The organism is Chryseobacterium phocaeense (assembly GCF_900169075.1).
GTDB classification, from domain to species: Bacteria; Bacteroidota; Bacteroidia; order Flavobacteriales; family Weeksellaceae; genus Chryseobacterium; species Chryseobacterium phocaeense.
This window is the reverse complement of the sequence record NZ_LT827015.1, coordinates 450,034-460,890: the sequence shown is the minus strand read 5'-3', so window position 1 is coordinate 460,890 and position 10,857 is coordinate 450,034. Positions and strand designations below refer to the sequence as shown.

The 10,857-nt window shown below is 35.3% G+C and carries 6 protein-coding genes; all 6 read right to left on the bottom strand.

Translation table 11 applies throughout. The features are described 5' to 3' along the window. Positions 1–293 precede the first annotated feature (293 nt). The 6 genes from B7E04_RS08895 to B7E04_RS08870 all read right to left on the bottom strand — a co-directional run bounded on the left by B7E04_RS08895 (position 294) and on the right by B7E04_RS08870 (position 10,838). On the bottom strand, positions 294–2,177 hold the full coding sequence (locus tag B7E04_RS08895; RefSeq protein ID WP_165439421.1) for a UvrD-helicase domain-containing protein: 1,884 nt from the start codon (positions 2,175–2,177) through the stop codon (positions 294–296). Further along, complete coding sequence (locus B7E04_RS08890) at positions 2,170–4,455, bottom strand: ATP-dependent nuclease (protein ID WP_080778325.1); 2,286 nt, start codon at positions 4,453–4,455, stop codon at positions 2,170–2,172. Before B7E04_RS08890 ends, B7E04_RS08895 begins: the two co-directional genes overlap by 8 nt. A gap of 285 nt (positions 4,456–4,740) precedes the next feature. After that, positions 4,741–5,661 carry a hypothetical protein gene (locus B7E04_RS08885; RefSeq protein WP_080778324.1) on the bottom strand — a complete coding sequence of 307 codons (921 nt, stop codon included), beginning with the start codon at positions 5,659–5,661 and terminating at the stop codon, positions 4,741–4,743. After that, complete coding sequence (locus B7E04_RS08880; protein ID WP_139785367.1) at positions 5,658–8,807, bottom strand: hypothetical protein; 3,150 nt, start codon at positions 8,805–8,807, stop codon at positions 5,658–5,660. The genes B7E04_RS08885 and B7E04_RS08880 overlap by 4 nt, the downstream gene beginning before the upstream one ends. Beyond that, a complete protein-coding gene (locus B7E04_RS08875) occupies positions 8,791–9,501 on the bottom strand; it encodes a condensin complex protein MksE (protein ID WP_080778322.1) in 711 nt (236 codons plus the stop codon). The genes B7E04_RS08880 and B7E04_RS08875 overlap by 17 nt, the downstream gene beginning before the upstream one ends. Next, on the bottom strand, positions 9,477–10,838 hold the full coding sequence (locus tag B7E04_RS08870) for a hypothetical protein (RefSeq protein ID WP_080778321.1): 1,362 nt from the start codon (positions 10,836–10,838) through the stop codon (positions 9,477–9,479). Before B7E04_RS08870 ends, B7E04_RS08875 begins: the two co-directional genes overlap by 25 nt. Between the last annotated feature and the right edge of the window lie 19 nt (positions 10,839–10,857).

Here is a 10,857-nt window from a genome sequence, read left to right as displayed (position 1 = left end):
GATTTGACTATTAATCCTAATAGATCTTACTGATTCGAATATGTGTAAATATTAGAACCTAATCATTTAAGTTATTGGTAACTAGAGGCCTTTAAGGAATTCAACAAATAAATTCTAATTACCAACAACTTTTTGTATTAGTGATAGATTGTTAGCTTTTGCATCTTCTCAATTCATATATTCCATAATATTCTATTCTCTTTAAGTCTACACTACACTAACAGTCAACTTCATTAATAGTACTTATATTGTGTTATTATTAAAAAATGCATAATAATTCATCTTATCTAATTTTAATCTTTCAGTAAATCTTCGTTTGTATAAATATTTGCCTTCATAAAAATATTTGTAGAAGCTATTAGATCTTTTGCCAAATTCACGTCAGAAGCAAAATAAATTACTATGAGATCTTTTCTTGCACGTGAACAGGATACATAAAATAGACGCCTCGTCCTAGCTATTACGTTGTCTCTACCTTCTTTAATATTTTCCTTATCTCTCGTCGATAATTCTTCAACTCCAAAATACTTATTATAGGAAAAATGGATATGAGAACTTTCATCGTCATCTAAAATTGTTATAACTTTATCGAACTCAGCACCTTTAATACCCTGTTGAGTAGCAAATGGAGATTCATTATCACAATATTTTTTGTATCCTAAAAATTCATTTGCGCTGCATTTAAAAAACCGCTGCATTGCTTCTTTTTCGATGGTTAAATTATCAACATCCTCTTCCTCTTGATCATTTCCAAATGTTCCATTTAAATGATTAATGATTCTACCATCCAAAACAATCAATTCTTCCTTTTCAATAATTTTTAGTATATCATAAACAGTTTGCTTAGAATCTTCATTCATTCCTGCTATAATTTTCTCTGTTGCTATTTTAAGTCCTGTCAATGTCTCACGTAATTGCACTCCTTTTTGATTTTCACTTGATAATTTCGGACATTGGTCTCTAAGAATACTCAGAATATCAAAATTGGCATTTAGTTTAGAATATTGTACTAATGGAAGAATAAAATTCATAAAAGGTCTTAAAGGCCAAGCACTTCCATCTAAAAGACCATCTTTAAAAGATTGCGGTGCATCATCATTCATTGCAGCGTATAAATTTGGAAAACCTAGTCTAATAGCAGCCATTCTATGGACAATTACTAAAATTTTAATATCATCAGATACCCAGTGATTATCGTTAAATAATCTTGAAGCCCATTGCTGGACTTTTTTTACATTTTCTGTACGAGAATCATTAATTGGCAAAATAAAAAGATTTGAACTACCTTCTACAGGATTTCCATTTTCAAAGCGCCCTCTGATTTGCTCTAAACCATCTGCCGGTTTTCTGATTTCGTTAATAGTTTTCAAAACCTGTTGTGAACATCTAAAGTTTTCTGGTTTAGTAATAGTTTCCCAGTTTTCTTCACTGGGGATTTCACCAACACCAGTAGGGAAAATTTTCTGCATTGGATCCCCAAAAAAACCTAAACAAAAGACTTCGCTGTGAAGTTGATCAATTTTTTTTAATGAAGAGACAATAATTGGAAAAGTATCTTGGCTTTCATCTACAAATATATACGGATATTTTTGGCTTATTATAGCTCCTAACATTGTGTAATCTTCTATCATTGATGTAGAAAGTTTAATAACGTCATCATGCCCAAGAATACCTTTACTATAATTACTGCCCGTGCCATATGTAAAATATGGTATACTTTCAATCTTAGAAACATGAACATCTAATTTCTCCAATTGCTTATTTAGTATTTCAAGTGGTGTCCTTGTTCGCGGATTATCAATTTTTGCTTGGATTTCAAATTGCTTTTCCGCTATGCGCTGAATAACCCATTTCTTGATATCTTTTTGGAAAGATCTTATCACTGTCCATAGAAAACTATGTATTGTAGAGACATGAATTAATGAGTTATTTTCGACATCATTCCATATTTCTTTAGCCGCAATTTCCGTATAAGTAATGCAAGCAACCTTCTGCCCTCTTCTTCGTAAAGCGTCACCTTTTGAATCAACAATATGGCTTAAGGCTTTAACAAGCGAAGTTGTTTTACCTGATCCGGCACCAGCAATCATATTAAAACTCGTTCGAGGAAACTTATCTAAACAAGTTCTCAATTGAAGATCTGCCTCAGTATCAGGCGAATTTATTCTTTTAGTCATTGGATATTTTTTTTGCTTCTGCACTGACCTCTGTATGAAGTGGTTCTTCATCTGCAACTTCAAGAATGGCAGCCGATACATTTATTTTAACATTCTTTTCCAACCATTTAAGTCCCGTTTCAATATATTTCGGAACAATCCAATCATCTGTTTTCGAAGACAATACACCGAGAGCAAAATTTGTTTTGTTGAATTTATCGGATTTAACTCGATTATGTATTTTTTCTGTAAATTCACTTAAGTTCGTTGGCTTGGTTCGAAGTTTTAAGCCAATATGTTTGCCAGATTCAGATTGACAGAAATCTGCATTTTCAAGTCCGAAAGCTTCTTCCAAAGTCCTTCCAACAGCAACATATTTGTTATTATCCCAATTAATTTCGACCTTTCTTTGATATGTGACCCGTACAGTTGCTGGTGTATGGTCTGTTGGTTGTTGTATTAAGTTCTCATCATCACATAATAATAGCTCAGAAATTAAAGTTTTTTTAGGAATCCATTTTATCAGCGTTAAATTAGAAGTAATTGCACTTTCAAATTCTGGTAAACACTTTTTTCCAAAACGATATTTTTTAGCAATTGGCTCATCGCCTTCATTCTCTGGCTGTTCATTAACTTCAATTTCAATATCATCTTCTTCGTCATCTAAAACTTCATCCACTTCGGTTATTTTTTGCTTTACACTATCAAGATCTGTAATCACTAGGGTTGGAATTCCAAGAAACTCAACTAAATTCTTAAATCTATATGCATAGGCTCCACCAACTTCTAAAATACTTAAATAAGCTTTACTTAAAGATTCTGCACATTTTTCAATCATCGCAGGTAACAAAATCCTTTCAACATTTCCCTCAACTAGTATTACTGCATCGGCAAAAAAAAGATCACAATGTGTAAGTTTCATATATCTCTCAAAAAAGTCTCGCTCAGGTTCATCTTTATAAAATCCTGAAAGATTTAAAGCTACTGAGTGCTGATCGGATCCACCCGCACCTTCTCTTCTAAAATATCTAACTGGCCGGAAGCCACTTTCATATAAAATGTGCGGCGAATGGGTAGTAACGGCTAATTGAATACCATAGTAATATGCGTCCTCACCTTTAATCTTTAAAATATTTAGTATCTGTCTTATAAATACTTGTTGTAATTGAGCGTGTAAGTGAGCTTCTGGCTCTTCAATAATTATCAGTTGTAATAATGCTCTATCTTCCTTTTCATCAATCCACTGCGCCTGCAGATCTAAAAGCTCAACCACCATATAAATAAGGTTTTTAAATCCCAACCCATTATAATTATCGGGCAATGTAAGACCGTCAGAAGTTCCGTCCATTGAATAATGAACTTTTGTGTCTTGGCTCATAATACTTGCTGGATTTAAAGCAGATTTAATAACGAGATGAGGATTTGAAACCCCAGGATAGCCCAGTTCCCCTAACCTATCAAGCATGTCAGAGAATACACTTTTTAAATGTTCATTAAGTTGAATTTCTGAATCAAATAAAGCACTCAATGCTTCATGATCATCTTCTCTTTTTTCTAAATTTCTTTTGTAAAATCTGCTTAGACATTTAGACAGATCTTCAGCACGTGCGTTTGATGCTTTATCCGAAAGGTATCTTTGCGCATGCAAAGTATCTACTCTAAGAAGCGACTTAACAAGCGATTTACTTCTCTCTTTCTGTATTAAAAGAGGTATATAATCCTCACTTTGATTAAATTCTTCATCGAATTTGGAATGATCAAGTGAGTAATATCTAAACTCATATTCCTGGCTTAAAAAGCGACCAAGAAAATCAATTAAATTTTTTGGCCATGGTTTATACTTTTTATCTTTTTCTTTAGGTACATATTTATCAACTTTTTCTTGCGCTTCTCTAAATTTGAGTAGGGTTTCTCTGCTGTTTTTTGGTTGAAAAACAATTCTAAGACCAATGATTGAGCCTTCCCATGTTAATTCAGGCAAAAGATCAAGTACCCTGTGCAGATCGTTTTCTCTAATGGTAAACCATAAGTCCAAACTTATATTTGGTAACTCCACATTATCAGCTATACTTTTACTTGGATCGTCTCCAATACAATTGATTTTTGACCAACAACTAGAATTGAAATCGTATATGGTAAACTCATCTTTATGATTATTTACGAACATATCCAAGGCGTGAGTAGCAGAAGTTTTTCCGCTGTTATTAGATCCAACAAGAATTGAGATGTCAGATTCAACATCAACAAAAACATTTTTAAGACGACGGAAATTCTGTATCCTAAAACAATTAATTTTCATGGCTAAGTTTTCAGGTAATTAGTAATGATAATATTAAGAAAAATACATGAGCAATCAAAATGCAGTAAATTAACTCATTTTTCATAGGTATGATGCTTAAAAAAAGCATAACTTTTTATTTAACACATAAATTGATAATGCAAAAACGTTCAATCAATATTTTTGTAAAAATAAAAGGCACAGCTTAAAATTATATATGTTTTTGCAGAAAGAATTGCAATAAATTTTAAATAATTGAATAGTATCATTATAATATTTAAATAGCAGAATATAAATTACAAAATCTTAACTATCTAAACTTAACATTGCGAGCAAATTGTTTGACTCCTCAATAATCCACTCATCCCGACGAACCAAGTCACTGAGTATGCCCAACTGCAACGGACTCAACAGTTCCTCAATATCTTTCGGCATTCCATTCCATTTACTGTCATGCTTTGTTTGCAATATCCCTCGGGGATTACCATTGGGTGTCAAAAGCTTTATATCGGGGATAATATTCAGTACGTTTTTATAAATCACACACAAACCGTCATAATCCCAATCACAGGAGTAGAAGATTGGCAATCCTCTACCTTGGACATCTGCAAAAGCAAGTTTTGCAATATTTTTTCCGCCGGCATACCATAGCTCGATGTGGTTTGCTCTGGCGATGGTTGGGCGCTTCAAAAAGTCAATATTCTCGCATAATACAATGCACCTCGGATCTTTGCACTCCAGCACAAATTTATATTGTTGATCTTTATCATCAGCGAGCTCCTTAATACCAAGCAAAGACTTAATGCTATTGATTAGAGAATACTTACCTAATAGATATTTTTCGTTTCTAAAAAACATCAGTGATACCATCCTTACAGTAACCTCACTCTTTAGAATCTGCTGTCGCAGTGGTTCTAGGTTTCCGTTCTCAACATCGCACTGTATTCCCATCAAAATAATTATATCTGATTCCTCAAAACGCAAATATGGTGATAGCAACCCATTGGATTCCAAAAATGTCTCATAAATAACATAGTTATTGAGATAGTCTCTTTGGTACATTTCCTCATAGCCGGGCAACACGAATAACATTCTATGTCCCAGTTCAATTTTGCGACGAGAGTTGATCAGATAACTAATTTCTTGACTAGAGGCCAGTGTCTGGTTCAACTTAACCTCCTTATTTTTATATAATGTATTGAGTGCTTTTAGTTCGATCCAATTCATTCTTCTAATCGGTTTATATAGGCTGCAAGATCATAACTCACGGATTTGGTTTTGAAAAAAGAAGAAGAAGGATAATGATTAATCTTGTCATTCCCTTTTCCCTTAATTAGATGGTGCGCATACCATTCTTGTGACAGCCCGATATTAAAAGCATGCGGAGCCATCGTAATAATTTGGTAATGAAATTCCTCTGCTATATCCGGGAAAATATTAAAATTCGTGTTATCGAGACTTCCCAATTCCTCCAGAATAATAAAACGAAGTCCTGCTTGATCCACCTTTTGACTTGAAAGTCTAGCTACAGCGAGTAATGCAATAGCGGAATAACTTTCGCCCGTACTACCGGATATATCCTCTCCCAAATCATCCTTTAAACTTGTACTAATCGAAAAGTATGTCTTGGCATCAAGCAACTCGGAGATTGACACGCGATCTTTTAGACCTGCCATTTTTCGAAAAAACTCTTCAAGAAAACCATCGATAGATTGATTAAAAAGCTCTAGTTCACCATTCATTGCCACATAACGTATTTCATTGGCCATTTTCTCAAGATATTCAATCTTAATACTTGCACTAGGATCAAATCTCACGATAAAATTATACTTTCCACTTATTTTCTTCCTGTTCATAAAAAAACCGTCAATCTTTTCGATTTGAGCTTTATAACGCTTATAGTTTTTGGCAGTTTTTGAGAAAACCTCAGCCATCTTATAACGAATGTTATCTGCAATACGGGTACGCTCATCATTAGCCTCCCGCAATGCCGGAACAATGTCATCTCTCGTTTTGAGCTTGCTTCCAAGTAGAACTCGCTCCAATACAGCGAATGAAAATGAACTATGCTGAAGTTCATATTCAACTTCACTGTTTTTCCCTCCTTTAGTTTCCGCAAAGTCTGAAACAATCTCCACATACATTCGAGTATAGGCGTTTAGTGATTCTGAGCACTTATTCTGCAAAATCTCCAGATCTTGTGACTGTTCAAGAAATATTAGTTCTTGCTTCTCAAAATTACGTTGAAAATCTGCCATCAGAATTTTAAATTCCCCTTCTAATTGAAGGACATGGTTTCTCTGGCCTGAAATATCATTATTCAATATTCGAATTTCCTTTTCAAGTGATAGAATCTCACCTTCTTTAATTCCAGCATATTTAGAAATTTTTTTTGAGCGCTTCAGCCACATATCCTGTACCCCTTCCAAAATTTTTTCAACATCTTCTGGCCTTGCGTCATTTCTTAGTGAGAAGTTATGTTGCAACTCCAAAAGTTGTTCAGACTTCTGTCTATACACCGACTCTAATCCTTCGATTTTTTCCGGCAGTTGGAGAATGTAAGCTACAGCCTCCATTAGCTTTCCCTTTTGTGAAGAATCACAAATATCTGGTGCATAAGAATAATCAAAAAGTGATCTTTCATACTCCTTACCGTCCCTGATATCACTAAGAGCTCTAATCTTGCTCTTCACAAGTTGAAGCTCGCTATTTACCTTCTCATTTAGCTTCTTAACTCCAGCATCCAATCCTTTCCGGTCCATAAGCATTTCTGCATCTCCGTTATAAGCTATGAATTCCGCTATTTTATCCAACTTCACCCATATCCCGCCAGGTCGTTTTTCAGTTTGGATTGTTGCAAAATCCGCCGGCTCAATGAATCTATCTCCGTTAACTGGATCTACAAGCTCTTTGGTAGACAAGGTGGCAAAATAAAGCAATGTCTGGACTTGGTCATCATTAAGATCAGGCAAATTTTGAATAAACCAGTACAATAGGCTTTCACTAGAATTTTTTGCAAGTAGTTCGAGCAATTTTTCTTGTTGTACTTTTTGCACAGTCAGCATAGATTTAGAGCTTTCTAACATCTGTAGCTGTTTCTCTCTTACCTGATCCAATTTATCAAGTGTAGAGTAATTCATTAAATATGGTCTAGCATAGTTGACAGCATTTTCAAAAACCTCAACATTGCGTAAAGTAACATCAACTCTCTTTATTACCCCTTTCCAACTTGCATCTACTCTAGGAAGAACAATAGCTCGAAGTGCATCCAGCTGTTGAGATAATTCAATAGCCTCTTGACCGAGCTTTACATACCTATAAATATTCTTATAATTTTGTTGAGCAACCTGAAGACTTGATGTAATACGTCTTTCCATATCGGGAATCTTTTCCATCAATAAAGACAATTTTTGCTTGGTATTCAATAGATTTGTAGCCTGTATCGATTTTTCGTTCACGAGATTGGTATATCTTTCAATTTCAATCTTACAGTTGCTTAATTTAGCCCTTTTGAACTCCATAAGAAGATTCTGCCAAGAATTAAACTTCCCGTTTAACGCTTCTAACCTATTTTGCTTGATACTAAGTAATTTTATATGTTCATTTAATCTTGAATAATCTTTTAATACTTTCTCTAGATCATTTTTCTTTTTATTGAAATCCGCATGTACATCATCCTCACTTTCTTCCAACAGAAATTCTTTCAAATTTTTTGATGCATCCCTTCCTGAAAGTTTCAAAGTCTTGGCCTTCGAGAAAGACTGTATTACCTTAGCAAATACCTTTAGGTTGTTCCCCCTTGCAAGATTTATCGGTAAAATTTTCTTCTCACTAAGAAAATGATAATATTCCTCAACCTGCTCCTTAGTTTTAAAAAAAACAAGTTTAAGATTTTGCTGGACTGCAAGCGACTCGGCAAGATCCTCAATTTCTGGAATAATTCCATCAATTACAAAATCCCGAGAAAGCAGTAGCTGTTCTTTATACAATAGCATTTCAGAACGTTCCGATTTAAGTTCTGCACTATTACTAATCACAAATGGTACCAGACGTTTCCGCTCCTGATCACTGATCTGTACGCCTATAGTTATAAAACGGTCTGGCTCCACAAGTACATTCAAAAAACAGTAGCCGCAGCCATCCCCCAGCGGAAGAGTGTGGATGAACCTTGTTTGCTTCATATCTTCAGTACCAAACTTGATGAGTTCCCTGTCATAAATAAACAATAACTGCAACAAGTCGGCAAGAATTGACTTTCCAACACCGTTAGGCCCAATAAAATCAGTCCTTTTCTCATGGAATAGATAATCATTGTTATAGTGTTTCAGCAATCCAACCGTGGAAAGTGAATATATCTTAGGATTCATCATCATTGTTCATCTTTATTTTTGATTTCATCGTAAGCTGGGATACAAATATGTCGAAATTCTCAAGTTCCCTGTCATACATTTTCGCAAGTCTATTGATTGCAGGGCGAAGTTCAAAACTCTGAACCTCCGTACCACCCGTGCTGGGCAACTTCTCTACCCAACCTATTTTATCAAAAAGATCAATAGTTTTATTGAACTTGCGATAGACATTTCCCCATTCCCGGGCATCATAGCTGTTGGACTCACGAACTTCACCGAAGAGTACTTTTTTGTAGGAATGCTGTAGTTCACCTTCTAAAATGATATTGCGGAGATCAGACCATTTTACGATTTTATTCTCATCGAAAAACCGCTTATAATAAATGTCGATCAACATAAGTCCAATAAGTGTCTGGGTAGAACTAATGACCCTATGGCGGGAATAGTCCAGAAATAGTCCTTTGGAATCGTCAAAAAAATTCAAGTAAAAGCAAAACTGCCCATCAAAATTGCCCGAAACAAGATCTAATCTGTACAACCTTCCGTAAAATGTTTTCCAATGCTCGAGATTATCTTCAATTAAGTTGAAAGCTAGATAATCCCGCTCATCGATATGCCTACCCGAGAGTAGCTTTAAATTGATATCTGCAAAATGCTTCTCAATATTTTCTTTGGCCAAAAAAGCATAAGAAATTACATCGTTATCTTTGTTATCCATGTTGTCAAATTTTCTTTTTGAATTTCGGTGAGCTGCTGGCGAATATCGATCTGTATTCCTTGCTCCGTTGAGGCAAGTGCAATAAGTTCGGCAGCAACTCCATATGCAACACTAAAATCACCTTGGTCATCGATAATCCGACGCATTTCCCTTTCCAATGATAGATCCTTTTCATTTACGAGCTGCTCTGTTAACTTTTCGACCCATATGTTTATAACCTGCTGTCGTGAAACTTCCTGATCGATCTTTTCGCGCTCCTGGTGCTCATATAAAGGATCGGGTAAAACAACAATTACTCTATTTGGTGCTCGATCAACAAATTCATAATGCTTTTGGTGGAACATCCTAGGCTGCTCATACACCAGGTTTTTCAATGGAAAATCCGTATCCACATTAATTTCATCCTCACCAAAGGATGACGTCTCCAAAAGATAGACAAGCAGTTTCTGAACTTTCAGTCTATAATTGGACCGGCTGGAAAAATATTCCTGTAACTCGCTGAGCTTCTCACTTGCATTGAAAATCTGCCTACGGGCACCATTAATCTTACGCTCAACAGCATTAAAGAAAATCTCTATGTCGGCATAGATCGCTCTGGAACGTTCCCAATTTTCATTGAGTTTTTTCTTTTTATCGCTATCCTCCAAACTTCTCCCTTCGTCCATTTCTCTATAAAAAAAATCGACCACATCACCAAGATCCTTTAGAAATCTATCCTTGCTTCGCATTGCATCAGTAATATCTTGCGCACGCTCACCAAATTTCCGGAAGGTAAGCGCGAATGCCCTCACCATCTCCACAGCCTCCTGTCCCTGATTGTCTAGAAGACCATTTAACATAAGATAGGCGTCTCTAAGCTCGTCCTCAAGCCCCTCTAGATGATCAATGATTATTTTTTTTGGTCCCGCAATAAATAATCTTCCGAATTTCCTTTCAAGATCATTGATATCCTTGATCTCTTGCGGTAGAATAGAAAAACATTTCTCAAAATTCTCTTTTAAAGGCTGATTCTTATAAGGATTTTCTAGCTTATTACGCATCAAATCTAAAACTCCTTTAGCATATTCCGTTAGGTAATATCTACCGGGTTCCTCTGGGTGATTTGCAATAAGGTAATTTAGCAGATCATCTTTAATCTGAGACCACTGCCTCACGGATTCCTGCTCAAATTCAAAGCTAATCTCCCGCAGAATGAACTCAATATCATTCAAAGTAAAGTATTCATCCAGTTCGCCGAACTTTATCTTTTCATCTAGGGCAATGATAAGATAGCCACCTCTAAATTTTGAAGGCAGCAGCTGATCATATTTACTATATAGACCTTGATCTCTTCTCATAAAAACTTAATCGAATTCT

Coding starts and splice junctions, on each gene's coding strand:
- B7E04_RS08895 (WP_165439421.1), bottom strand. CDS start 2,177: ATGACTAAAAGAATAAATTCGCCTGATACTGAGGCAGATCTTCAATTG.
- B7E04_RS08885 (WP_080778324.1), bottom strand. CDS start 5,661: ATGAATTGGATCGAACTAAAAGCACTCAATACATTATATAAAAATAAG.
- B7E04_RS08890 (WP_080778325.1), bottom strand. CDS start 4,455: ATGAAAATTAATTGTTTTAGGATACAGAATTTCCGTCGTCTTAAAAAT.
- B7E04_RS08875 (WP_080778322.1), bottom strand. CDS start 9,501: ATGGATAACAAAGATAACGATGTAATTTCTTATGCTTTTTTGGCCAAA.
- B7E04_RS08870 (WP_080778321.1), bottom strand. CDS start 10,838: ATGAGAAGAGATCAAGGTCTATATAGTAAATATGATCAGCTGCTGCCT.
- B7E04_RS08880 (WP_139785367.1), bottom strand. CDS start 8,807: ATGATGATGAATCCTAAGATATATTCACTTTCCACGGTTGGATTGCTG.